The sequence below is a fragment of the Amphritea sp. HPY genome, assembly GCF_050870985.1.
Classification (GTDB): Bacteria; Pseudomonadota; Gammaproteobacteria; order Pseudomonadales; family Balneatricaceae; genus Amphritea.
In genome coordinates this window covers 1921493-1946001 of sequence record NZ_CP194015.1, presented here as the reverse complement: position 1 = coordinate 1946001, position 24509 = coordinate 1921493, and the positions used below count along the sequence as shown (strand labels likewise).

The window sequence follows — 24509 nt, the reverse complement described above, 5'->3', positions numbered from 1 at the left end:
TTTATTAAGAGAATTATTTGAAATGACAATTGAACGTTATCAGACAGCAGCCCGTATGAGTAAGGTTGTTGTACATGAAAATACGATTTATCTGTGTGGCCAGGTAGCTGAAGATCGCTCCGCCAATATTATGGATCAAACCCGCACGATGCTTGAGAAAGTGTCTGATCTGCTTGTATCTGTTGGTAGCAGTCCGGAAAAAATGCTTTCAGCAACTATTTATCTTAAAAACATGGATCATTTTAAAGAGATGAATACTGTTTGGGATAGCTGGGTACCTGAAGGTCATGCCCCCGCCAGGGCTTGTGTACAGGCTGCGATGGCAAGCCCCGATCTGTTGGTAGAAATATCGGTAACCGCTGCTAAGTAAAGTACTTCGTTTTATCATTGTCGTAGAGATAAAACCTTGCCTTCATTTTTCGGAATGAGGGCTTTTTTGTATATCTGTCCGGTGAGGCAGATAAATGCTCAGTGTTTTGAATACGGGCTATACGTTCTAGCACTGTTGGATCATCGTTCAATGAGTTACTCAAGTTTCAATTGTGGTCTTATATGAGAAGCTGCTCTGAACCATGGTTGTCTACTTGAATTATTTAATTACAATAGCTTATAACGTTTTCTATCCGGATCATCGCACATGGAACAGCTGCTCAGCTTTATCTCGACTAACTGGCTCAACCTGCTGGCGATGTTCTGGTTTCTGGCTTGTTTCAAGGGCTATAACGCCTATACCCGTAAGCGAGCACGGGATACCTACTGTCTGGCCAGCCTGATGCATCAGTATCGACTGCAGTGGATGACCCATATGCTCAGCCGGGAGGTGCGCATCGCTGATACAACGGTGATTGCAAACCTGGAACGTAGCGTTTCATTTTTTGCCTCATCGACCATGCTTATTTTGGCGGGCCTGATGACCGTGCTGGGCTCGACCGAGAAGGTCATTGATGTGGTCGGCGATATCCCGTTTGCCGGTCATGCTACCAAGGCGGAGTGGGAGCTGAAGTTATTGCTGCTGATCGGCTTGTTCATCTATGCCTTCTTTAAATTTACCTGGAGTCTGCGCCAGTACGGCTTTACCTCGGTGATGATCGGTGGTGCGCCGATGCCTGAAGATGGCTCAACTGAACAGGAACATAAAGCTCATGCTAACCGGTTGGCTGTGATGAGTTCGATGGCGGCGAATAACTTCAATCTGGGGCTGCGTACCTATTATTTCAGTATGGCGGTGCTGGGCTGGTTTATTAATCCCTGGTTGTTTATGGCCCTGACTGCCGGAGTGGTCTTTATTCTCTACCGTCGTGAATTTAAATCCTCTACTTTGCGTCAGCTGGTGATCAGCAAGACCGACTGAGTTCTAATTCGACAAAGCTTCGTTTCAGATCATTTTTTTACGCCAGCCCCTTGAAAAGAAAGGTGCTGGCCCCATCTATTTTTGCAGTATTTATTCTGTATTAGTTAGTTTGGGAATTGATAAATGAGCACAGAAACTCAGCAAGAAACGCTTGGCTTTCAAACCGAAGTGAAGCAGCTGCTTCACCTGATGATCCATTCTCTTTACTCCAATAAAGAGATCTTCCTGCGGGAATTGATCTCGAATGCCTCCGATGCTGCCGATAAGCTTCGTTTTGAGGCCCTGGCCAATAATGATCTGTATGAAGGTGACGGCGATCTTAATATCCGTATCGATTTTGATGCCAATGCCAAGACAGTAACAATTGCTGACAACGGTATCGGTATGAACCGTCAGGACGTCGTTGATCACCTGGGTACTATTGCTAAATCCGGTACCTCCCAGTTTCTGTCAGAACTGAGCGGTGACCAGAAACAGGATTCACAACTGATCGGACAATTCGGTGTTGGTTTTTACTCCGCATTTATTGTTGCCGATAAGGTTGAAGTATTTACCCGTAAAGCCGGTGCCCCGGTTGCTGACGGTGTGCACTGGGTTTCCCAGGGCGAGGGTGAGTTTACTATCGGGACGGTTGATAAGCCGCAACGTGGTACCACCATCGTATTGCACCTGAAAGAGGGTGAGGAAGAGTTCGCCGATGCTTCACGCCTGCGCACTTTAGTACGCAAGTATTCTGATCATATTTCTCTGCCTGTGATCATGGAATCTCAGCCGATGCCAGCGGAAGAGGGCGAAGAGCCTGCTGCTGTAGAGGATGAAACAGTCAACAGCGCAACAGCTCTGTGGACCTGTTCCAAGAACGAGCTGAGCGATGATGATTACAAAGAGTTCTACAAGCACGTGTCCCACGACTTTCAGGATCCGATGAAGTGGAGCCATAACCGCGTCGAAGGTAATCTGGAATATACCAGCTTGCTGTATGTCCCGGCTCACGCACCATATGATCTGTGGAACCGTGATACACCCCGTGGCCTGAAACTTTACGTGCAGCGCGTCTTTATCATGGATGAAGCGGACCAGTTCCTGCCGATGTACCTGCGCTTTATTAAAGGTGTGGTTGATACAAATGATCTGTCACTGAACGTTTCCCGTGAAATTCTGCAGAAAGATCCAGTCGTAGATAAGCTGCGTACCCAGTTGACTAAACGTGCCCTGGATATGCTGGGTAAACTGGCTAAGAAAGATCCGGAGCAGTACGCTAAATTCTGGGCCGAGTTCGGTGAAGTTCTGAAAGAAGGCCCGGCAGAGGACCACGCTAACCGTGAAACTGTGCTGAAGCTGCTGCGTTTTGCTTCTACCCATAACGATTCTTCTGAACAGTCGGTAAATCTGGAAGACTACGTTTCCCGGATGCAGGAAGGTCAGGAGAAGATCTACTATACCGTTGCAGAGAACTACAACACGGCTAAGCACAGCCCGCACCTGGAGATCTTCCGTAAGAAAGGTATCGAAGTGCTGCTGATGTCTGACCGTGTCGATGAGTGGCTGATGAGCCAGCTGTTCGACTTTGACGGTAAGTCTTTCCAGGATGTCAGCAAAGGTGATCTGGATCTGGGTGAGACCGAAAACGAAGAAGAGAAGAAAGCTCAGGAAGAGACCGCCAAAGAGATGGAAGGTCTGACCGAGCGTCTGAAAACCAGTCTGGAGCAGCAGGTTAGCGAAGTACGTGTTACGCATCGTCTGACCGACTCACCGGCCTGTGTGGTTCTGGGTGCCTACGATATGGGTATGCAGATGCGTAAGATCATGGAAGCGGCTGGTCAGGCTGTCCCTGATACTAAGCCGATCTTCGAGATCAATCCTGAGCATCCACTGGTCAGCAAGCTGGATCTTGAAACCGATGAAGATCGTTTCAATGAGCTGGCGCTGGTGGTGTTTGAACAGGCGCAACTGGCAGCGGGTGGTCAGTTGGATGACCCTGCCGCTTACGTAAACCGTTTGAATAAGCTGCTGGTAAATCTGATCAGCTAAAATACTGTTAAGAACGGTGTTTTGAATAGCAATTAAGTAGTAATGCTTATAACTAAAGGCGACCATCGGTCGCCTTTTTTATGTCTGTTACACTGATATAATCGAATGATTAAGTTGTCTTGAAATTACCCTGAGACAGCTGGAAACCAGAACAATAACAATAAATCGGGGCGAAAGATCAGCCCCGGAAGCGGACTAAATAATGAGTGATGATATTGGCAACCTGCGTAAATTTGTATCACCCGAAATTATTTTCGGCGCCGGTGCCCGTAAAACGGTAGGCAATTTTGCCCGCACATTTGGTGCCCGTAAGGTGCTACTGGTCTCTGATCCTGGAGTGAAAGCGGCAGGCTGGGTTGAAGATGTTGAGCAGAGCTTGCAGATGGCGGGCCTGGAGTATGTGACTTTTACCGGCGTTTCACCCAACCCCCGCGCAGAAGAGGTAATGAAAGGGGCTGAGTTTTATGACCTGCACGGTTGTAATGTGATCGTCGCGGTGGGTGGCGGCAGCCCGATGGATTGTGCCAAGGGCATAGGTATTGTAAGCACTCATAAGCGCCATATCCTTGAATTTGAAGGGGTGGATACTATCGATGTGGCTATTCCGCCGTTGATCTTTATTCCGACTACCGCAGGCACATCCGCCGACGTTTCTCAGTTTGCCATCATTTCGGATCAGGCAGAGAAAGTGAAAATATCCATAGTCAGTAAAGCGGTAGTACCCGATGTTTCACTGATTGATCCGGAAACAACGGTGACAATGGACCCGTTTCTTACAGCCTGCACCGGTGTTGATGCACTGGTTCATGCGATTGAAGCTTTTGTTTCCACCGGCAGTGGCCCGCTCACGGATATGCATGCGTTAGACGCGATCCGGTTGGTCAATGAAAATCTGGTCGCGTTGGTGAAAAATCCGCTGGATATTAAACTGCGGGAGCAGGTGATGCTGGGCAGTATGAAGGCGGGACTTGCGTTCTCAAATGCAATTCTTGGTGCCGTGCACGCCATGTCGCATAGTTTGGGAGGCTTCCTGGATCTGCCTCATGGTTTGTGCAATGCCATGCTGCTGGAGCATGTGATCAGTTACAACTACCGCTCCACGGAAGATAAATTTAAAGTCATCGCCGAGACGATGGGAATCGATACCCGGGGGCTGAACCCGGTACAGATTCATAAGCAGTTACAGGATGCTGTTATTAAACTGAAGCATGATGTTGGTCTTATTGAAGGCCTTGCATCCAGTGGTGTAAACCTGAGTGATATACCGATCTTGTCGGCGAAGGCGATTAAGGATCCCTGCATACTGACCAATCCGCGTCGCTCGAATAAGCGGGATGTTGAGGTTGTATATGAAGAAGCGCTCTGACCCTGGTACTTCTGTCGGGAACACCCCTGCAGGGGATGCTCCTGGCGGGAACGCGCCGGCCGGCAAGCAAGCATTGTCAGAAAGGGATGCCCTGACGGTTGAGAGCCTGCTGGGGCTTGGTGGTCAGTCTGCCCGCAAAAGTTATTATCCTGAACTGGCGGATAAGCTGGAAGAGCTGGAACAGGAGCGTAACCGCTATAAATCAATCTTTGAACACGCCCAGCACGGTATCTTTCAGTCCAGGCTTGATGACGGTCTTAGTGCTGCGAATCCTGCTCTGGCCAAGATCTGCGGCTATACCGATCCGCAGCATATCTGCCAGCAGGTGACCAACTTTGCTATCGATCTGCTGTATCACGCAGACGAATATCCGGTGTTGCTTGAAAAGCTGCGCCTGTATGGCAAGTTGTTTGGTTATGAAACCGAGTTTCGTCGGCGTGATGGTAGTCGGGTCAGCGTTTCAATGAATGTACTGCTTAAGCAGGATGAGCAGGGGGCGATGATCGAAGCCTTTGTTCAGGACATTACTGAACGAAAGAAGGCCGAGGCAAAGCTGAAACAGCTGAATGAAGAGCTGGAGCAACGGGTTGAAGAACGTACCCATGATCTGGTGTCCCTGAATGGCAAGCTGGTGCAAGAGATCTCTGAACGTAGCGCCATTGAAAAAGAGCTCAAGGTTGCTAAAGAAGCCGCTGAAGCGGCTAACCGCAGCAAAGATAAGTACCTGGCGGCGGCCAGCCATGACCTGCTACAGCCGCTGAACGCGGCACGGCTGTTGGTTTCAACCTTGCGAGAGCGGGAGCTGGAAGAGGGCAATGATCACTTGGTAGAGCGGATCCACCTGGCCCTTGAAGGGGCGGAGGAATTGCTGACCGATCTGCTGGATATATCAAGACTGGATCAGAATGCGGTACAACCGGATATTATGAGTTTTCCGCTGAGCTATCTGTTTAACGCGTTGCGGGTTGAGTTTCAGCCGCTGGCAAAAGAGACCGGTATCGGCCTGCATCTGGTTGAAACAGGCATCGGTGTTACCAGCGATACACGGCTGCTGATGCGTATCCTGCGTAACTTTATGAGTAATGCGTTTCGCTATACCGGCAGCGGTAAAATTTTGCTGGGAGTCCGGCGCAGGGGAGATAAAGTCAGTATTCAGGTGTGGGACACAGGTCCGGGTATTCCTGAAAACCGGCTGCAGGATATCTTCCGGGAATTTCAGCAGCTGGAAGAGCAGCAAAAAGGTGGCAAGAAAGGTGTTGGCCTGGGGTTGGCAATTGTAGAGCGTATAGCCCAGATGCTGAATCACCGTATCAGCGTTCTGTCGAATCAGGGTAAGGGCACTATGTTCAGTGTTGAGGTGCCTGTTAGCCGTGCCCGTTTCCAGCCAGTCGCGAAGCAGTCGGTCACGGATTACAACAGCGCAATGCAGGGGCAGAAGCTGTTAGTTATCGATAATGAAGAGAGTATCCTGGTTAGCATGGAGGCGTTACTTGAGCAGTGGAACTGTGAGGTGTCGCTGGCGGCAAGTGAAGCAGAGGCTATTCAGGTGTGTATCGATAACAATTTTAAACCTGATCTGATCGTTGCTGATTTTCATCTTGATGGTAATGCTACCGGTGTTGAGGCTATTACCGGCTTGCGAAAACATCTCGGGGCGGATCTGCCGGCGATCATTATTACCGCCGACCGGTCGCAGGAATCCAGGCGATTATTCAGGGAGCACCAGCTTCCGGTGCTGAATAAACCGGTCAAGCCGGGTAAGCTAAGGGCTTTACTGAGCCATCTGCTGGATTAAAAGGGAGCTGTCTGTGACCGATCAGGAATTACAATATTACCGGCAATTGCTATTACAACTTAGTGAGTTGTTAAGTGAAGAAATTGCCGATCTGCAGCGCAGTGCCGCTCCGGTAACGCTGGATCAGCAAGCAGTTGGCCGGGTATCCCGCGGTGATGCCTTACAGCAACAGAACATGGCTCTGGCTAATCTGGAACAGTGTCAGCAGCGCTTACAGCAAGTGGTTCATGCCCGGCAGAAGTTCAACGATAATGAGCATGACTCAGAAAATGGCTCTGAGTTTGAGTACGGTTATTGCGAGGATTGTGATGATCTGATTCCGCCAGCGCGCCTGAAGGCCCGGCCTGATAGTCGTTATTGTATTAAGTGTCAGGCACAACAGGAACAGGAATGACGCTTATTATAAAGCTCCCCACGGCCCGGTTTTGCACTCACTTATACAGGAGAGTAGGCTTAATGGAAGTAAATAAGTCACTGCTTAAACTAAGCCTGTAATTTAAGCCTGTAATTTAAGCCTGAAAACCAAGCCTGTAACCGATGCCAGAAAAAAAGTTACCCCAAACCGAACCATTACCCGAAGATGCCGCTATGGCCGACGAGGCCTGGGTCAGTGTTATCCAGAAAATGGATGAGACCTATGCCGATCTGGTGCATTACCAGGTCGAGATTGAGCAGAAAAATGCTGAGCTGGAAGAGACTCAGGGCTTTCTCGACAGCGTCCAGAGCTCTATGAGTGATGTGCTGATTGTCTGTGATAAACAGGGCATGATTCAGCAGGTTAACAGCGCATTGGAGCAGCTGACCGGGCAGGGTGCTGAGCAGCTTATTGGCCAGTCTTTCAGTTCGCTGGTGGCGGATGATTACCAGCAGAAAATCGCCAGCTTCCAGAGTCAGTTGCGGGTTCAGCCGGTGCGTGACTGTGAAGTGGAATTAAAGAGCACAACAGGCACCGTGCCTTTAGCGATGAACTGCAGTCCACGTAAAGATCATCGCGGCAGGATGGCCGGGATGGTGATCGTTGGGCGCCCCCTTGGCGAGTTGCAAAAAGCTTACAAAGACCTCAATCATACCCATGCCGAACTGAAACTGGCACAGGAACGTCTGGTTCAGTCGGAGAAGATGGCCTCCCTTGGCCGACTGGTCGCGGGTGTCGCCCACGAACTCAATAACCCGATCAGTTTTGTCTACGGCAATATGCACGCCTTGCAGCGTTATACCGATAAGCTGGTGACCTACTTTAACGCCATCAATGAGGGTGCTTCCCGCATGGCACTGCGTGAGCTTCGGGAAGATCTGCGACTGGATAAGGCTATCCAAGATCTGAATTCGCTGGTGGATGGCACAATGGAGGGGGCGGACCGGGTTAAAGATATTGTTCGGGATCTGCGTCAGTTCTCATCCTGTCAGGAAACCGCCAAGACAGAGTTTGACCTGAACCATGTTATCACCACCGCATTGCACTGGATTATCAAAGAGAGTAAGCGGGATATTGAACTTTCTATCGATCTGCCTGAGCAGCTGACGGCGCGGGGGCACTCCGGGCAGATCCATCAGGTGATAGTCAATCTGATTCAGAATGCGGTTGATGCGATGAAGCAGGAAGTCGAGCCAAGGCTTGAATTGGCGGCGGGTGAAGATGAGCAGCGGGTGTGGTTCACGCTACGTGACAGCGGCCCGGGCCTGTCGGAAGAAAACCTGTCGCGGGTGTTCGATCCCTTTTTTACCACTAAACCCGTCGGTGAGGGGACAGGGCTTGGCCTGTCTATCAGCTACGGTATTGTGGTTGAGCATGGTGGTAGTCTGACGGTAGAAAATCATCCCCGAGGTGGCGTACTGGCAAGGCTTGAACTGCCCAGGGATTCAGCAGTTCCAGACACTGATCAAGAGGTGCAGGATGCTTAATTTGCTGTGGTTACAATCCGGGGGGTGCGGTGGCTGTACTATGTCGTTGCTCAACGCCGAGTCTCCGGATCTGATCACCACATTAGAGGCTGCAGGTATTAATCTGCTTTGGCACCCCTCGCTGAGTGAGGAGAGTGGCAGCGAGGTGATATCCATACTGCAGCAGATAATCGATGGCGATTTAGGGTTGGATATTTTATGCATAGAGGGATCTATGTTGATGGGGCCTGCGGGTACTGGCCGCTTCCATCTGATGGGGGGCACCGGTAGACCGATGATTGACTGGGTAACGGATCTTGCTGCTAAGTCGCGCTATACCGTTGCGGTGGGATCTTGCGCCGCTTACGGCGGTATTAGTGCTGCCGGGGAAAACATCACCGAGGCGACCGGGCTGCAATATGATGGCGAGCTGCCGGGTGGTCTGTTAGGCGAAGAGTATCGTTCGGCCGGTGCGGCCAGTGTCATCAATATATCCGGTTGTCCTACCCACCCCAACTGGGTTACAGAGACCTTATTGCAACTTGCACTTGATGAGTTTTCAGAAGACAGCGTTGATCCGCTGGGGCGGCCCAGAAACTATGCCGATCATCTGGTGCATCATGGCTGCTCCCGTAATGAATACTATGAGTACAAGGCCAGTGCGGAACATCCGGGCGAGCAGGGTTGCATGATGGAAAATATGGGCTGTCTCGGTACCCAGGCCCATGCTGACTGTAATATCCGGCCGTGGAATGGCGAGGGCTCCTGTACCCGTGGCGGTTACGCCTGTATTAACTGTACTGCGCCGGAGTTTGAAGAACCCGCTTTTGCATTCACTAAAACCCGGAAAATAGCGGGCATACCGGTGGGTTTGCCAACCGATATGCCAAAAGCCTGGTTTGTTGCCCTGGCATCGTTATCAAAGGCCGCAACTCCTGAACGGTTGCGCTCCAATGCCGTCTCTGAGCGGATCATCTATCCGCCGGGTGACCTGTCTAACCACCACAAAAATAAGAAAAGCTGAACATGAGTCGACGCATATCGGTAGGGCCTTTTAACCGGGTTGAGGGTGACCTCGAAGTTAACCTGGAGATCTCGGGCGCAGCAGTGAGCAGTGCAAAGGTTAATTCCACACTCTATCGTGGTTTTGAGCAAATTCTGCAGGGTAAACACCCGATGGATGCCTTAGTCTATACCCCGCGTATCTGTGGTATCTGTTCGGTCAGCCAGTCAGTCGCCTGTGCTTATGCCCTGGCGGATGCGATCAAAGTGGATATGCCGCGCAACGGCGAGCTCTGCACTAACCTGATTCTGGCGAATGAGAATATGGCGGATCTGCTGACCCATTTCTACCTGTTCTTTATGCCAGACTTCGCCCGTGATCAATACCGCAGTGCAGATTGGTATGACAAAGTGGCAAACCGTTTTCGGGCAATCAAAGGCGATGCCAGCCGGGAGATGCTTCCGGCCCGGGCTGAATTCTTGCATCTGATGGGCCTGCTGGCGGGTAAGTGGCCCCATAGCCTGAGTATTCAGCCGGGCGGCACCGCCAAGCCGGTGGAGCCTCAGGAGCGGATCAGGATTATAGCGATACTGTCCGGGTTTCGGCGTTTTCTCGAAACCCGACTGTTTGGTGATAGTCTTGAACGAATGGCCAGCCTGAGCTCAGTATCAGAACTGCAAAGCTGGCAGCATGAACAGCCCTGGTTGAGCTCGGATCTGCGAATTTTTCTGCACCTTTCAGATCAGCTTCAGCTGAATCAGCTGGGCCGTTCCTGTGATCGCTTCCTGAGTTATGGTAATTATCTGAGCGGTGGTGAGCGGGCCTTCAGGGCCGGAGTTGTAGATGCGACGGGTAAGGCGCTGGCGCTGGATCCTGCGCTTATTACCGAAGATATATCCCATGCCTGGATGAGTGGACAAACCCGGGCGCAACACCCCATAAACGGCGTAACCCAGCCATCGCTGGATAATCCTGAGGGGTATAGCTGGTGTAAGGCTCCCCGGCTCGATAACCGGGTAGTCGAGGTCGGTGCATTGGCCCGCCAACTGGTCAACCGCCATCCGCTGATAGAAGATCTGGTAAGTTCATCCGGTGGCAATGTGCAGAATCGCATGCTGGCCCGGTTACTTGAGCTGGCACTGGTGATTCCGCAGATGGAGCAATGGGCCCGCGAGATCGATCCTTTGCAGCCTTTCTGCCATCAGGGCGAGCTGCCAGAGCATGCCGATGGTGTGGGTATGGTGGAGGCTGCCAGGGGCAGTCTGGGGCATTGGCTCAGTATTCGTGATGGCCGTATTGCGAATTATCAGATTATTGCACCGACCACCTGGAATTTCTCGCCCCGGGATCAGCAGGGTATACCGGGCGCGCTGGAGCAGGCCCTGGCGGGTGCGCCGGTGTTAGCGGGTGAAACCGACCCGGTGGCAGTACAGCATATCGTACGCTCGTTTGATCCTTGTATGGTCTGTACCGTACACTGATCTGAGCAATTCAAAACCTTAAGGCCGGGTATGGCGGAAGGTAGCTCTTACAATTTTGATTGATACTCAGGCCTGGCCTGGATAACACATGGAAGGTGATATATGACCCACAAAGGAACTGCGGGTGAGTCTCAGCTGCAACAGCTGATGGCGAGCGAAGCCCGGGCGCAACGCTTTTATAACAAGCAGATGTATGACCATCTGACGAATAAAATGCGGGGGCTGATCCAGTCTCAGGAGATGGTGTTTGTTGCCACGGCTGATAAGGCGGGTAACTGCGATTGCACCCCTCGCTTTGGCCCTGTTGGTTTTGTACAGGTGCTTGATGAAAAGACCCTGGCATTTCCCGAATACCGGGGTAACGGCGTCTATGCCAGTCTCGGTAACCTTCACGAGAATCCCCATATCGGGCTGGTTTTTATGGATTTTTTTAAATCTACCGTTGGCCTGCATGTGAACGGTTCTGCGACCAGTTATGCGACAGCTGAACTGCCCACCTGGCTGGCGACATGCTTGGCGGAAGTTGATCAGGAACAGTCGGGTTACACCGAACGCTGGGTTGTTATCAGCGTCGATGAGGCTTATATCCACTGCTCGAAACATGTGCCGTTGCTGAAAAAAAAGTCTAAGCGGATGCTCTGGGGGAGTGATAGTCCGGAAGCTAAAAGCGAGGATTTTTTTGTTGAAGATTAGGGGTGAAAGCCTGACGTGAAATTCAGCTGCGTGGTTAAGTGTTGATAGAATTGGGCAGGCTGGAAAGAAGATGGCATCCAGACCGGATGCCATCTGACAAAGTACTTACTTACTCAGCCTCTGGTTTGGCGGGCGTGGAAAACATAGCCAATCAGGTTCATCAGAACTTGCGCCGCGAGAATGCTGGTTGAGCCACTTTGATCGTAATCAGGGGCTACCTCGCACAGATCGATGCCTACAACTTCGCCCTTATTGGCAACGCCTTGCAATACTTCCATAACTTCATAGTAAGTAAATCCGCCATGGCTTGGTGTACCAGTACCCGGAGCAATGGATGGGTCAAAGCCGTCAATATCAATTGTGATGTAGTAGTTTACGCCTTCAGGAATAAGCGCCAGGACGCCTTCAGGACCCAGGCGACGAACATCGCGGACCGAGAGAACGGTCGATCCTGCGTCTTCTGCCGCTTTATGGTCGGTGCGGTTAGAAGAGGAGACGTTACGGATGCCAAGCTGGGTCATGCCGGTTACGAACTCTTTCTCAGAGGCACGGCGGATCGGGTTACCGTGACCATAGCGAACGCCGTGACGCTCATCGACAAAATCCAGGTGGGCGTCGATCTGAATGATATGGATCGGGCCCTTGCCTTCAAACGCACGAATACAAGGTGCGTTTACCGAATGATCGCCGCCGACAATAACCGGTAATGCACCGGCTTCGAGAATTTTACGAACGCCGTATTCTATATTGGCATGGCTTTTCTCAGTATTGGTATGCACCATATCGGCATCGCCAATATCGACAATCTTCACCCCTTCAAGGTACATGACATCATCTTCATGGTCATATGCGCCGCCATGACCAAAGGAGAACAGTGTAGATGCCTCGCGGATGGCGCGTGGTCCCATACGGGCACCGGAGCGCCATTGGGTACCGCAGTCATATGGGGCTCCCATGAAAGCGACATCGGCATCAATAGTATCCCAGTCTTCATTGGTGGAGCTTTTAGCAAAAGTACAGAAGCCAACAAATGGCAGATTTAAGCGCCCGCTTTCATATGAGTTATTGCTCATGGTTCTAAACCTCTAGTTATTCTTATATAATTAATTCATTACAATTTTGTTTGTATTGATTTGTCGTGAAGTAATTCATACCAATTTATCTTTTTATGATCATTAACAGTGGTTTTTACATGTGTAATTGGACTGTTTTGAGTTTTCCGTTCTCTAGATCATTACAATATAGATTAATGCTTAATTAAATCATGTCAATGTAATTATTGTTTCATGACAATTTCGGTGCCGATGTAATTATGGGAAATATTGAAGGTCGTATTAAAAATTACCTTGAATCCGGACAGGGGCCTCGCTACCTGAAGATCGCGCAGGCGATATGTAAAGCGGTTGATGCCGGTGATATTCCGGTGGGAGAGAAACTACCGACCCATAGAGCCCTGGCTGAGGCGGTTGGGGTAAGTGTCCAGACTGTTAGCTTTGCTTATGCCCATGCCGAAAAAGAGGGCTATGTGCACGGCAAAGTCGGCAGCGGAACCTATGTCAGTCATCATAATCTGGAAGAGAATGTTGAGTTTCTGAAAGATGAGGTGGTTGATCCAGCGCAAATGATCGATCTATCCATTGCCTGTGCTATTGCCAGTTCAAAGCAGGTTGATGCGTTCCGGCAGACCTTACTGGATATGGCGCAGCAGCCTGACGCTCAGCAACTGATCAATGTATATAAGCCTTTTGCCGGTTTGTTGTCTCACCGTCAGGCAGCCCGTCGCTGGTTAACTGCGCAGGGGCTGGAGACAGATGCCAATCGAATTTGTATCTGTAACGGTGTGACGCACGGGCTTATGATCGCTATGAGCAGCCTGGTGGTGCCGGGTGGAATAGTGGCCTGCGAAGCATTGGTTGATCATGGCCTGATCTCATTAGCGAGAACCCTCAACTTTAAACTTGAGGGAATAGCTATTGATGATGAGGGGATGATACCGGGAGCTTTGGAGCAGTGTTGCAAGCTAAAGCAGATCTCAGCAATTTGTGTAACGCCCTCAATGCATAACCCGACAACGGCAACCATGGGTAATACCCGGCGACAGCAGATTGCAGAGATCGCATTGAAATATAATCTCCCGGTGATAGAGGACGATGTGTTTGGTCCTTTGAGCAGTGATCATAAACCGCCGATTTCAAGCTATATCCCCGAGCTAAGTTATTATCTGACCAGCTTTTCCAAAACGGCAGCGTCTGGTTTGCGGGTGGGCTATCTGGTACCACCGAAACGAGAAGTTCACCAGGTTGTGGGCCGCTTAAGGGCTAGTTCCTGGATGGCTGTGCCGATGGCGGCTGAAATTGCTACACAATGGATAAATGAGGGAGTGGCTGATCAGTTAGTTCAGTGGCAGCGCAAGGAGCTAAAGTCCCGACAGGAACTAGCAGCAAAGCTGCTTGCCGGATATAACTATCAAGCCCATCCGGAAGGCCCCTTAATCTGGCTAACGCTGCCGGAAGAGTGGCGAGCCGAATATTTTATTGCCCAGGCCCGGGCAAGAAATATCAGCATTACACCGGCTGAGCCTTTTGTAGTTGGCCATCAGCCTGCACCGCATTGCGTCAGAATTAGCCTTGCTTCCGCAGAATCAACCTCGCAGTTAGCGGCCGGACTTAAGGGAGTGGTTGAGTTATTAGCAGAAGAACCATCGCCGATTTATATTGATAGTGAGATTTATTGATATTAGGGAGGGCGTTTTATTGTGCTGCCTCCCGCTCGTTGAGCGACTCATTGATATCCTTAATAAATACTTTCACAATATTTTGCGGTGCAGGCGATACTTTGGTCACGAGGTGGAACTGGGAATTCCAGGACAGGTTTAAATGCTCTATGGCTCTCATCTCGTTGTTTTCAACCCAGCGTTGAGCGTAGTGTGTTGGCAGGAACCCGATAAAACTGCCACTGGCGATCATAATTGCCTGTGCTTCCATATTGGCAACGGATGCGATGCTTTTCTTTTCCTGAAAACCCTGCAGATCAGCATGGTGCAAGTAGGTGCGGGAAGAGATTGGGTATTTCTTCAGGGTCTCTATCGATATCTGATCTTCCGGGATATTAAACAGGGGGTGTTTACTACCACAGTAAAACTGATGTCTCTCTGTATACAGATGCTGGTAGTTGAGGGCGCTGTTCTTGTTTTGAAAGGTGCCGATTGCAAGATGAATATTACTACTCAACAGTTCCCGTTCCAGATCATCGGGCGATAATATACTCATTTTGATTGAAACATCATTGTTACGGCTATAAAACCGGTGTATCGCGTTTGGTACTGTAAATTCCGGATTTGTAATAGTGCTGTCTATCACGCCAACCCGTAATGTTCCCGTCAGTGTGTTTTTCAACTCGCCAAGATCCGCTTCGAAATCCGAGATGGAATTAAGCATCTCACGGCACTTGTTATAAGTGATCTGTCCCTTTTCGGTCAGGCTGAAGCCGGCTCGCCCACGATTACAGAGTTGAAAGCCAAGCCGGATCTCAAAATCCTTGATATGGGTGCTGATAGCAGGTTGGCTCATCCCCAGGGCGGACTGGGCGCCAACGAAGCCGCCGAACTCGACGACAGTACAGAAGGTAATCATATGCTTTACAGAATGCATGTTTTGTTTCCTCTGTTTGCGGGATTAGCCACTCCTGCTCCCCAGTTATACCTTGTTTATATATTCACAACACCGCGTAGTAATACTGGAGTATAGGGGCTGTTGAGATCTAACTTATATTATTTTTTGTAATGTATATATATGAATATTTATATTTTTTGATGAAAGTTGTTTTGCAATACTTGATTCATAACCCTACAACAAAAACAAAGTAAGGTATGACAATGCAAAATATAAAAACAATATCTTCTGGTCTGGCCCTCACCGTTGCGCTCTCTTTATCCCCGATTACTTCGATGGCAGCTGAATGGAAATTTGCTATTGAAGAGATTCCAGGCTCTATCATGGACAGCTACGCTCAGGAGTTTAAGCGCAGAATCGAAGCAAAGACTGATTCTGAGGTTACAGTTAATATCTATCCCCTTGGTTCACTGGGAACGCCCACTGAGCTTGTCGAGCAGGTAGCCGATGGTGTTGTTCAGTTTGCCAATGTCTCTGTCGGTAACCTGGGTACTATCGTGCCGGAGTCTCAGCTATTCCTGCTTCCATATACCCTGCCTTCTGATTCTGCTGAATTATCGCAGATGCTGGCATCCAGTAAATTTATATACGGTGAGCTGAATAAAGATTTTGAGACCCGGGGGTTGAAGCTACACACGATGTACTCTGAGGGCCCGCAGGTCTGGACAACCAATCGTGAAATTCGCTCTCCTGACGATTTTAAAAACTTTAAAATGCGCGTCATGGTATCGCCGATTCTGCTGAAAGCGTATGAAGACCTTGGTGCGTCGCCAACCCCAATTCCATTTGGCGAGGTATACGGCGCCCTGCAATTAAAGCAGGTTGATGGCCAGATTAACCCGGCAGCAACCATCGAAGAGATGAAGTTCTATGAAGTGACGGATTACATGACCTGGGCCGGTGAACAGGAGCTGGCTACGACCGTTATGTCAGGTACTGACTGGTACGAAACGCTTTCTCCAGAGTATAAGCAACTGATCAGTGAAACGACCCGGGAAATGAGTAGCTATATCTATGATGTGGTCAGTCGTTTCAATGAGGAAAAGCTGGCAATCATACAGGCAGCTAAGCCGGATATTAATCTGGTACATCTGAGTGAGGAAGAGCAGGCAGCATTCCGTGCCCGCAGTAAAGCCACTCACACAGCGTATACCGATATTGTTGGTGAGCGTGGTGAGGAGTTATTGAAGGCGCTTATCGCTGAAGTGGAATCCGCACAGTAAATGCGTAAGTGCTGCATCAATCCTGATGCAGCACTTCTTTCGCATCCTTAATTGTTAATTTTATACGTAGCAATAGCCATTGCTTTCAGCACAAAACAAAAGGTGTGTATCCGGCTTGCTGGAGACTGCTAAGTAGTTTCACTCTCTCGTTTTTTGTTTTCGTTTCGCTAATTTTATAAAGGTTCCTTATGTCACAGGTTTATAGCTGAACCGGTGACAGGGGGGAAAAACATGAAAAAACAGAACTCCACATTCAGTCGTATGTTTTCTCTGCTAGATATGGCCATCTGCAAAGTTGAAGTTTTCGTGCTTTGCTGGGGTGTCATCATCATGGCATTGAACTCCATTGCGAATGTATTCGGGCGTTATGTGTTCTCGCAAAGTATCTATTTTACTGAGGAGCTAAATGCCTTTCTGATCATCATTATCACGTTTATGGGGCTTGGCTATGTTACCCGCAAGGGGCGTCATATTCGCATGTCCGCAATTTATGACATGCTGCCCGACCGTTTTAAAAAGCTACTGATGATCCTTATAGCACTCCTGACTGCGATCGCGATGTTTGTACTGGCCTGGTATGCGTTTGAGTATGTTGCAAAAATTGCCCGGCGCGGACGGGTTACTCCGGCGCTTCAGGCACCGCTATACCTGACCTATGTATGGGTGGTTATAGGTTTTGTGCTGACGGGTATCCAGTACCTGCTTACGGCAGTGAAAAATATGAACCTTGCTGATCCGGATGTCTATATCTCGTTCACTGAAATTGATCTCTATGAAGACCCTGATGTGGCAGAAGTGTTGCACCTCTATAAGCAAGATCATGAGCTGGAAAATAATAAAGAGGAGGGTGAGTGATGACTATTTTAATGCTTCTGGTAATGATAGCGTTGCTGCTTGCAGGTTTCCCAATGATGATGCCGCTGATTGCGGCGACAGTGTTAGCGTTTGTTTTCTATCTTCCGGATCTGAGCCTTCAGGTAACAATTCAACAGATGATCGGTGGCGTTAAGCCGGCGGCGTTAATTGCTGTGCCTATGTTTATTCTGGCCGCTGATATTATCACGCGAGGGCACTCAGCTGACCGCTTAGTCGATGTGGTCATGCGCTTTATGGGACATATTCGCGGTGGTCTGGCGATGTCTGTGACTTCCGCCTGTGCTTTGTTTGGTGCGGTGTGTGGTTCTACCCAGGCAACAGTAGTTGCGGTGGGTGGAGCGATGCGGCCCCGTATGCTGAAGGCGGGTTATCAGGACTCTTTTGGTATAGCCCTGATCATTAATGCTGCGGACCTTGCTTATCTTATACCGCCTTCAATCGGTATGATCATCTACGGTGTAATCTCGGGAACGTCGATCTCAGAACTGTTTATTGCCGGTTTAGGTCCAGCGTTTCTGATCATCCTCGCCTTTTCCGGGTACTGTTATTACTACGCCAAAAAGCACAATATTCCGGTCGAGCCTAAGGCTAGCTGGAAAGCGCGTTTTACCGCGCTGCGTCGGGCGATCTGGCCGATGGGATTCCCGTTTATCGTGGTGGGTGGTATCTATGGCGGTATCTTTAGTCCGACTGAAGCCGCCGCAGTTTGTGTCTTTTACGCACTGATACTGGAGGCGTTTGTTTTCCGTTCTATTAAGGCTAAGGATGTTCTGGATATTGCGCTGTCTACCGGTGCTATCACCTCCGTCGTGTTTATTCTGATCGCCGCCGGCGCTGCTTTCTCCTGGACTTTATCCTATGCCCAGATTCCCCAGCAGATCATTGCTGCGATCGGCCTGGAGGGCGCATCTCCGCTGATGACGCTGCTAGCAATAAACATCGCCTTTTTTGTCGGCTGCATGTTTGTTGATTCGATAGTTGTGATTCTGATACTGGTGCCAATTTTTGCACCATTAGTTAAGGCTGCGGGTTTAGATCCGGTGCTGGTGGGCGTTTTCATCACGCTGCAGGTTGCAATCGGGGCCGCAACACCGCCATTCGGATGTAATATCTTTACTGCAATAGCCGTGTTCAAGCGTCCGTTTGTCGATGTTATCAGAGGGGTATCGCCATTTCTGTTAATCCTGTTCGTGATTACTGTAATGCTTGCGTTCTTCCCTCAGATCGCGCTTTTACTCAGAGATATTGCATTCCGATAAACCTTTCAGATGTAGACTCCCAGAAAGTTACATCTATTGCCGGGGCTTGTTATGAGCCCCGGCTTTTTTGATTTATGGAGGGGGGCAGGTCGGGGTCTTATGCTGAACATTCATGAATGTAGTTTCACCGGGTGTGCGTCTTTCGGCTTGAACTATGCTGATAGTTGTATTCTGGCGGACACAGACGATTGCGTCAGTTCGGAGTGTCAGTACAGTTTTGATGACTGTGCAGGCAAGTTAGAAAGGACTGCAGTATTTATTGGTTTGCTTTCCAATGAATAATTCTAAGAGGCCTTATGCGCTGTACCAGTTGCGAGTCTGAAAACACAAGTGGAGCTAAGTTCTGCAGCAAGTGTGGTGAAATGCTGTCACGGGACTGTCCGAATTGTGGTCATACGATGACTGCAGCCGACAGGTTTTGTAACCAATGTGGTACCGCTTTGACCTTACCCTCAATAGCAACGATTAAACCCTCAGAAACAATTGCGCCGATTGACTATACCCCCCAGCATCTTGCTGAACGTATTCTGGCCGAACAGTCAGTACTTCTGGCGAAAGGGGGCGGTGAACGCAAGATCGTGACTACACTATTTGCCGATATGGCAGGCTCTACCGCCTTGATTCAGGACCTTGATCCTGAAGAGGTTCGTAATTTGATCGACCCGGTACTGATTCTGATGATGGAGGCAGTACACCACTACGAGGGTTATGTTGCTAAGTCGTTGGGGGATGGGATTCTTGCTTTGTTCGGCGTGCCCATTGCCCATGAGGACCATCCCCAGCGAGCGCTCTACGCAGCGCTGCGCATGCAGGAGGCGATGCACCGCTATGCTGACCGGGTGCGCCTGGAGAAGCAGGTGCCGTTGCAGATCCGGATAGGCGTCCATACCGGTGAAGTGGTGGTACGCTCTATCAGGACTGAGGATCTGCATACTGACTATGAGCCAGTGGGTCAGTCCATTCATCTGGCCTCGCGAATGGAAGGAATTGCCTCACCCGGATCGATCGTAGTCAGCGAGGCTACATACCAATTGGTGGAAGGTTATTTCAAGTTCAAGGCTCTGGGGGCTATCCCGATCAAAGGCTTTTCCGAGCCGATCACCGCCTACGAAGTACTGGGCAGCGGGCCGTTGCGTACCCGGCTGCAGGCGGCAGCCCGGCGTGGGCTGGCACCTTTTGTCGGTCGCCAGTATGAGCTGGAAAAGCTCGCTGGTGCCATGGCGAAGGTCCGGGCCGGGCATGGGCAAATTGTTGGGGTGGTGGGTGAGCCGGGTGTTGGCAAGTCGCGCCTGTTTTATGAGTTCAAGCCTCATTTACAGCAGGAATACCTGGTTCTGGAAACCTTCTCGGTGTCCCATGGCAAGGCGTTTGCTTATTTACCACTGATCGAGCTGATGAATACCTATCTTCAGATCAGCCCCCACGATGACGATCGACGCCGACGCGAAAAGGTGACCGGCAAGGTGTTGAATCTGGAACGCAGCCTCGAAGACAGTCTGCCCTATCTGTTCTATCTGCTGGGGATCGCCGAGCCGGATTCGTCACTGCAATCGATGGATTCGCAATTGCGGCGCCAGCGCACCTTCGAAACGATCAAGCGTCTGCTGATGCGCGAGAGCCTTAATCAGCCCGTGGTGGTAATCTTCGAGGACCTGCAATGGCTTGACAGGGTGACTGAGGCTTTTCTCGACTATATGGTCGACGGGGTGGCTAATGCCAGAATGCTGTTACTGGTGAACTACCGGCCCGAATATCAGCATGATTGGGGGCGCCGGAGCTACTATATCCAGTTGCGGCTCGATCCTTTGGGTGAAGCGGAAGCCGAGGAGTTGCTCAGCTCCTTGCTGGGCGATGACACGACTCTGGCACCCTTGAAACATAGGATAATGACTCAGACCGAGGGTAACCCCTTCTTCCTTGAGGAAGTGGTCCAGACCCTGGTCGAGGAGCATGCGCTTACCGGTGAGATTGGCCACTATCGTCTGGAGCAGGAGCCGACCGCGCTTCATATTCCAGCAACGGTACAGGGAGTGCTGAGCGCGCGCATCGATCGTCTGCCAGCGGATGAAAAGGACTTGTTGCAGACCCTTTCTGTGATCGGCAAGGAGTTCACCTGGAGCCTGGTGGGGGAGGTCGTAGATCGGCCCGAGGAAGAACTGCGTCGTTTACTCTCCCGCCTGCAGACCGGTGAGTTCCTGTATGAGTGTCCGGCGTTTCCCGAAGTGGAGTTTACCTTCAAGCATGCGTTGACCCAGGAGGTGGCCTATGGCTCCTTGCTGTCCGAGCGGCGCAACGGGCTGCATGAGCGTACCGCCCGGGCGATTGAGGTGCTATTTAGCGGGCACCTCGAAGACCGATGCAGCGATCTGGCGCATCATTACAGCTGCAGTGGTAATATTCCGAAAGCCGTGGAGTACCTGAAGCGTTCCGGGGAGCAGGCCGCTTACCGCTGTGCCAATGTTGAGGCTGCCGGTCATCTGGGGGCCGCCCTGAAACTGCTCAAAAAACTACCCGATACACCCCAGCGGGTTCGGCAGGAGCTTGATCTGCTCCTAATCCAGGGGCCGGTTTTGATGGCCCTCAAGGGGTATGCAGCAAGCGAAGTGGAGACTACCTATAGTCAGGCTCTGACCCTCTGTCGGCAGGTAGGTACCACGCCCGAACTTTTCTCCGTTCTCGACGGGCTATATGCCTACTACCTGGTGCGGCGCGAGATGAAGGTCGCAAGCGAGTTGGCCGAACGGCTGCTCGAAATAGCTGAAGATTCAGAGGATTTGGCCCTTTTGCTCGAGGCACACACCTTAGTTGGGGAGGTGTTGTTTTCAAGCGGCGAGCTGACGCAGGCTAAGGGCCACCTGGATAAGGTCAGTGACTACTATGACCATAAGCAGCACCACTCCCTCGCTTTTCTATTTGGGCAGGATTCTGGGGTGCTGAGCTTGTCCTATTCAGCCCTGACACTCGCGCTGATAGGCGATTCGTCAGGGGCGCTAAACGCATGTGATAAGGCTTTGGGCCTTGCCCAGCGGCTGTCTCATCCGGCTAGCATGGCATTTGCCCTTGACTCCGCCGGTCATTTACAACAACTCCTGGGGGAAGGGCCTGAGGCCCAGGCGCGGGCCGATGCGGCGATCAATCTGTCGACAGAGCAAGGTTTTTCGTACTGGCAGGCTAGAGGAATAGTGCTGTATGGCTGGTCTCTGGCGGAGCAGGGGCAGAGTAAAAATGGTACAGAACAGATTCGACAAGGCATAGAGGCTTACCGCAAAACCGGCGCGTTACTGGATTTAACTCGTTTCCTTGGATACCTGGCATACGCCCTGATTCGGAGCGGCAGCTCTGGTGAAGCCCAGAGGGTATTGAGCGAAGCGTTGGGTGTGGTGGATGAAACGGGCGAGCGCTACTACGAGGCTGAACTTTATCGACTCAGGGGAGAGGGCCTGGTCGTATCTGGGGCGGTTGAATCCGCTAAACAGCATGAGGCTGAAAACTGTTTTCGGCAAGCGATCAAGGTGGCTCACCGACAAGGCGCGCGAGCGCTTGAATGGAGAGCGATGTTATCCTTGGCGCAGTTGTACTTGCAGCAGGGCAGAGGGAAGAATGCACAAAAGCTGTTAACGGTAATTTGTCGGGCAACGGAAGACATTAAGGAAACATCTGATATCAAAAAGGCCAAGGCCTTGCTTGCTCAATCTTCTCGCCCCAGTCACTGATTTTTTGCAGGGTATGATCGCCACAACCGCCGTCCTTTCTTTTGGCTCTGTCAGTTTTGTAAATCTCAGGTATCAGTGTTGAATATTCTGCGCTGCTTGAAGCAAGTCATCAATGAATGCATTGACTACATAGCTGCTAATTTTACTCTGGCGGACAACATATTCGAAAGATGAGCAGGGTGATATTGTATCTGGTAGCAATCGTTGTAACTCACCTTTTTCAACCCATGGTGAAGCATAATGATTGGGAAGTATGCCAATATATTTGCCAGTGAGAATCAAGAAAGCCTGCGCTTCTACGTTTTCTACAGTTGCTGTGGCAACCTTTGAGCCTAAGAGTTCGATGTCTTTGGCCTTCATATATCCTCGGGCAGCAAGATCATATTGGCTTATATCTTCAAGTGTTAGGTCTTGTTTGCTAAACAGGGGATGCTTTTCGCCGCAATATAAACCTTCGTGTTCTTCGTAAAGACTGTAATACTCCAGACCTGATATTTTTACCGGAAAAGTACCGACTCCAATGTGCAGGCGCCCATCCAGAAGTTGCTGTTCAAGCTCAATTGGCGAGCCTATTTCCATCCGTAAGGTGACATCTCCTTCTCTTGAATTGAAAGCATCTAATGCCAACCTTACAGGTGAATTCTGATCAGTAATGGTGTTGCCAAGTAAGCCTAATCTGAATTCACCACTCAACAGGTTTTTTAATTCACCAGTCTCGTGATTAAACATTTCAATAGCAGCCATTAAGCGCTGACTTGATTCGTATACCGCCTTGCCCTGGCTTGTGAGCCTGAACCCTCCTCTACCACGAAAACAAAGCCGGAACCCGAGTCTGGTCTCAAGACGGGTCATATGCTCACTAATAGTAGACGGCGCAATATTGAGTATTGCCTGTGCGCCACTAAAGCTCTTGCTTTGAACAACGGCAATGAAGACTTTGAGTAAAGCTATATCTGTATCATGCATATTATTACATCGGCCCTATACGAAATACGGTTCGTTAGTTTCATATTAATTCTTACTAACATGCTGTGCTACTTTGAACTTGTCAACTGAAAAATTAATGAACTACTCACTAGTAAAGATAATAAAGAGGAAAGTTTCATGTCCCCCAAAGATAACAGTTTACCCTTTACCCGCCGCTCTCTGATAAAGAGCTTAGGTGTGGCGCTTGCATTGGGCTCATTTTCTATTAGTGCCAGTGCAGATACCTTTAAGGTGGCTATCGTTCTGCCCGGTGTTATCACCGATAAGTCTTTCAATCAGGCTGGTTACGAAGGGGTTGTTCGCGCTGAGAAAGAACTTGGAATTGAAATGGCTTATAGCGAGAAGGTGCCGCAGCCAGATCAGCCACAGGCGCTGGCGGATTATGCCCGCCGCGGTTATGACCTTGTTATCGGGCACGGGGGGGAATTCCAGGAGTCAGTGGGCCGTATAGCCCGGCGTCATCCCGATACAATGTTTCTGGTTGTAAATGGCAGCGAGCCAAAGAAAAACATGGCCGTCATGCAATTTGATATGAAGTCCATGGGCTATGTGATGGGATATACCGCTGGCAAAATCTCGTCGACTGGTAAAGGTGGATATATTGGCGCACAAAAAGTGCAGTCATATACCGAGTTGGGTGATGGTTTTTCTATAGGTTTCAAAGCGGCACGTCCTGATGGTGAAGCCTTAAGTGCCTGGACCAATGACTGGGATGATATAGCTAAAGGTAAAGAAGCTGCACTTAATTTAATCAGCCAGGGGGTGGATACTATCTTCCCAACTATGGATAACGCAGTTATCGGTAGCCTGCGTGCAGTGAAAGAGAAAAAAGCTAAAGGCTTCGGCATCTATTATGATGCAATCGTCGATTGGCCGGATACAGTTATGCAGTCTGCAATATTAGATATGCGTGGCGCGTTGCTCACTACGATAAAAACCGCTAAGGAAGGAAAGCTCAGCGGTCAGGTTTATCGTTACGGATTTGAAACTCCCCAGGCTTTCAGAATCGGATCATTCCACCCATCAGTCCCCGCAGAAATTCAAGCTGAAGTAACTTCCATCGTACAGCAGATCGAAATTGGTCAGCTGAATCCATAACAATCTGTGCAGCCGGTGCGCTGTGCTGCGCACCAATATTTTTATTGTCGCAGAAGCAGCTATTGGCTTATCCATAAAGCC

Annotated in this window: 19 protein-coding genes; 16 read left to right on the top strand and 3 right to left on the bottom strand. The window is 50.1% G+C overall.

The features are described from left to right. The first annotated feature begins 22 nt into the window (after positions 1–22). The 10 genes from ACQUQM_RS08860 (at position 23) to ACQUQM_RS08815 (ending at position 11601) form a co-directional block, all read left to right on the top strand. Positions 23–370: a RidA family protein gene (locus ACQUQM_RS08860; protein ID WP_432474113.1), complete on the top strand. Its 348-nt coding sequence runs from the start codon at positions 23–25 to the stop codon at positions 368–370. Between the two features lie 267 nt (positions 371–637). After that, the gene (locus tag ACQUQM_RS08855; RefSeq protein WP_432474112.1) at positions 638–1351 is read left to right on the top strand and encodes a DUF599 domain-containing protein; all 714 of its coding nucleotides are present in this window, start codon (positions 638–640) and stop codon (positions 1349–1351) included. Between the two features lie 123 nt (positions 1352–1474). Next, positions 1475–3382, top strand: coding sequence for a molecular chaperone HtpG (gene htpG, locus ACQUQM_RS08850; RefSeq protein WP_432474111.1), 1908 nt, complete (start codon positions 1475–1477; stop codon positions 3380–3382). A 202-nt stretch (positions 3383–3584) separates the two neighbouring features. Then, positions 3585–4748, top strand: coding sequence for an alcohol dehydrogenase-like regulatory protein ErcA (ercA, locus tag ACQUQM_RS08845; protein ID WP_432474110.1), 1164 nt, complete (start codon positions 3585–3587; stop codon positions 4746–4748). Continuing rightward, the gene (locus tag ACQUQM_RS08840; protein ID WP_432474109.1) at positions 4732–6543 is read left to right on the top strand and encodes a PAS domain-containing hybrid sensor histidine kinase/response regulator; all 1812 of its coding nucleotides are present in this window, start codon (positions 4732–4734) and stop codon (positions 6541–6543) included. Before ercA ends, ACQUQM_RS08840 begins: the two co-directional genes overlap by 17 nt. A gap of 13 nt (positions 6544–6556) precedes the next feature. Then, complete coding sequence (locus tag ACQUQM_RS08835) at positions 6557–6937, top strand: TraR/DksA family transcriptional regulator (RefSeq protein ID WP_432474108.1); 381 nt, start codon at positions 6557–6559, stop codon at positions 6935–6937. 143 nt (positions 6938–7080) lie between these two features. Continuing rightward, positions 7081–8445, top strand: coding sequence for an ATP-binding protein (locus ACQUQM_RS08830; RefSeq protein WP_432474107.1), 1365 nt, complete (start codon positions 7081–7083; stop codon positions 8443–8445). Continuing rightward, positions 8438–9448, top strand: coding sequence for a HupU protein (locus tag ACQUQM_RS08825; RefSeq protein ID WP_432474106.1), 1011 nt, complete (start codon positions 8438–8440; stop codon positions 9446–9448). Before ACQUQM_RS08830 ends, ACQUQM_RS08825 begins: the two co-directional genes overlap by 8 nt. 2 nt (positions 9449–9450) lie before the next feature. Beyond that, the gene (locus tag ACQUQM_RS08820) at positions 9451–10908 is read left to right on the top strand and encodes a nickel-dependent hydrogenase large subunit (RefSeq protein ID WP_432474105.1); all 1458 of its coding nucleotides are present in this window, start codon (positions 9451–9453) and stop codon (positions 10906–10908) included. Between the two features lie 102 nt (positions 10909–11010). Then, positions 11011–11601: a pyridoxamine 5'-phosphate oxidase family protein gene (locus ACQUQM_RS08815; protein ID WP_432474104.1), complete on the top strand. Its 591-nt coding sequence runs from the start codon at positions 11011–11013 to the stop codon at positions 11599–11601. Positions 11602–11714: 113 nt separating this feature from the next. On the opposite strand, the gene speB is transcribed toward ACQUQM_RS08815, so the two are convergent. Further along, positions 11715–12674, bottom strand: a complete 960-nt coding sequence (speB, locus tag ACQUQM_RS08810) for an agmatinase (protein WP_432474103.1) — start codon at positions 12672–12674, stop codon at positions 11715–11717. 239 nt (positions 12675–12913) lie between these two features. Here speB and ACQUQM_RS08805 point away from each other — a divergent pair, with 239 nt between their 5' ends. Continuing rightward, positions 12914–14335 carry a PLP-dependent aminotransferase family protein gene (locus ACQUQM_RS08805; protein WP_432474102.1) on the top strand — a complete coding sequence of 474 codons (1422 nt, stop codon included), beginning with the start codon at positions 12914–12916 and terminating at the stop codon, positions 14333–14335. A 16-nt stretch (positions 14336–14351) separates the two neighbouring features. Here the strand turns inward: ACQUQM_RS08805 and ACQUQM_RS08800 are convergent, their stop codons facing one another. Further along, positions 14352–15251, bottom strand: a complete 900-nt coding sequence (locus ACQUQM_RS08800) for a LysR family transcriptional regulator (protein WP_432474101.1) — start codon at positions 15249–15251, stop codon at positions 14352–14354. Positions 15252–15475: 224 nt separating this feature from the next. On the opposite strand from ACQUQM_RS08800, the gene dctP reads away from it, so the two are divergent. The 4 genes from dctP to ACQUQM_RS08780 all read left to right on the top strand — a co-directional run bounded on the left by dctP (position 15476) and on the right by ACQUQM_RS08780 (position 22343). After that, positions 15476–16495 (top strand): TRAP transporter substrate-binding protein DctP, encoded by a 1020-nt coding sequence (gene dctP, locus ACQUQM_RS08795; RefSeq protein WP_432474100.1) that lies wholly within the window; start codon positions 15476–15478, stop codon positions 16493–16495. 231 nt (positions 16496–16726) lie between these two features. Further along, complete coding sequence (locus ACQUQM_RS08790) at positions 16727–17350, top strand: TRAP transporter small permease (protein ID WP_432474099.1); 624 nt, start codon at positions 16727–16729, stop codon at positions 17348–17350. Further along, positions 17350–18630: a TRAP transporter large permease gene (locus ACQUQM_RS08785; protein WP_432474098.1), complete on the top strand. Its 1281-nt coding sequence runs from the start codon at positions 17350–17352 to the stop codon at positions 18628–18630. Before ACQUQM_RS08790 ends, ACQUQM_RS08785 begins: the two co-directional genes overlap by 1 nt. 296 nt (positions 18631–18926) lie before the next feature. Then, entirely contained in the window at positions 18927–22343 is a 3417-nt protein-coding gene (locus ACQUQM_RS08780) for an adenylate/guanylate cyclase domain-containing protein (protein ID WP_432474097.1), read from the top strand. Between the two features lie 72 nt (positions 22344–22415). On the opposite strand, the gene ACQUQM_RS08775 is transcribed toward ACQUQM_RS08780, so the two are convergent. Further along, positions 22416–23309, bottom strand: a complete 894-nt coding sequence (locus tag ACQUQM_RS08775; protein WP_432474096.1) for a LysR family transcriptional regulator — start codon at positions 23307–23309, stop codon at positions 22416–22418. Positions 23310–23447: 138 nt separating this feature from the next. Here ACQUQM_RS08775 and ACQUQM_RS08770 point away from each other — a divergent pair, with 138 nt between their 5' ends. Next, complete coding sequence (locus ACQUQM_RS08770; protein ID WP_432474095.1) at positions 23448–24428, top strand: BMP family protein; 981 nt, start codon at positions 23448–23450, stop codon at positions 24426–24428. The last annotated feature ends 81 nt before the right edge of the window (positions 24429–24509 follow it).

Bases quoted from the DNA above. Each gene is read 5' to 3' on its own strand.
- ACQUQM_RS08820 (WP_432474105.1), top strand. From the start codon at position 9,451: ATGAGTCGACGCATATCGGTAGGGCCTTTTAACCGGGTTGAGGGTGAC.
- ACQUQM_RS08790 (WP_432474099.1), top strand. From the start codon at position 16,727: ATGAAAAAACAGAACTCCACATTCAGTCGTATGTTTTCTCTGCTAGAT.
- ACQUQM_RS08840 (WP_432474109.1), top strand. From the start codon at position 4,732: ATGAAGAAGCGCTCTGACCCTGGTACTTCTGTCGGGAACACCCCTGCA.
- ercA (WP_432474110.1), top strand. From the start codon at position 3,585: ATGAGTGATGATATTGGCAACCTGCGTAAATTTGTATCACCCGAAATT.
- htpG (WP_432474111.1), top strand. From the start codon at position 1,475: ATGAGCACAGAAACTCAGCAAGAAACGCTTGGCTTTCAAACCGAAGTG.
- ACQUQM_RS08830 (WP_432474107.1), top strand. From the start codon at position 7,081: ATGCCAGAAAAAAAGTTACCCCAAACCGAACCATTACCCGAAGATGCC.
- ACQUQM_RS08805 (WP_432474102.1), top strand. From the start codon at position 12,914: ATGGGAAATATTGAAGGTCGTATTAAAAATTACCTTGAATCCGGACAG.
- ACQUQM_RS08785 (WP_432474098.1), top strand. From the start codon at position 17,350: ATGACTATTTTAATGCTTCTGGTAATGATAGCGTTGCTGCTTGCAGGT.
- ACQUQM_RS08780 (WP_432474097.1), top strand. From the start codon at position 18,927: ATGCGCTGTACCAGTTGCGAGTCTGAAAACACAAGTGGAGCTAAGTTC.
- ACQUQM_RS08815 (WP_432474104.1), top strand. From the start codon at position 11,011: ATGACCCACAAAGGAACTGCGGGTGAGTCTCAGCTGCAACAGCTGATG.
- speB (WP_432474103.1), bottom strand. From the start codon at position 12,674: ATGAGCAATAACTCATATGAAAGCGGGCGCTTAAATCTGCCATTTGTT.
- ACQUQM_RS08775 (WP_432474096.1), bottom strand. From the start codon at position 23,309: ATGCATGATACAGATATAGCTTTACTCAAAGTCTTCATTGCCGTTGTT.
- ACQUQM_RS08860 (WP_432474113.1), top strand. From the start codon at position 23: ATGACAATTGAACGTTATCAGACAGCAGCCCGTATGAGTAAGGTTGTT.
- ACQUQM_RS08800 (WP_432474101.1), bottom strand. From the start codon at position 15,251: ATGCATTCTGTAAAGCATATGATTACCTTCTGTACTGTCGTCGAGTTC.
- ACQUQM_RS08855 (WP_432474112.1), top strand. From the start codon at position 638: ATGGAACAGCTGCTCAGCTTTATCTCGACTAACTGGCTCAACCTGCTG.
- ACQUQM_RS08770 (WP_432474095.1), top strand. From the start codon at position 23,448: ATGTCCCCCAAAGATAACAGTTTACCCTTTACCCGCCGCTCTCTGATA.
- dctP (WP_432474100.1), top strand. From the start codon at position 15,476: ATGCAAAATATAAAAACAATATCTTCTGGTCTGGCCCTCACCGTTGCG.
- ACQUQM_RS08825 (WP_432474106.1), top strand. From the start codon at position 8,438: ATGCTTAATTTGCTGTGGTTACAATCCGGGGGGTGCGGTGGCTGTACT.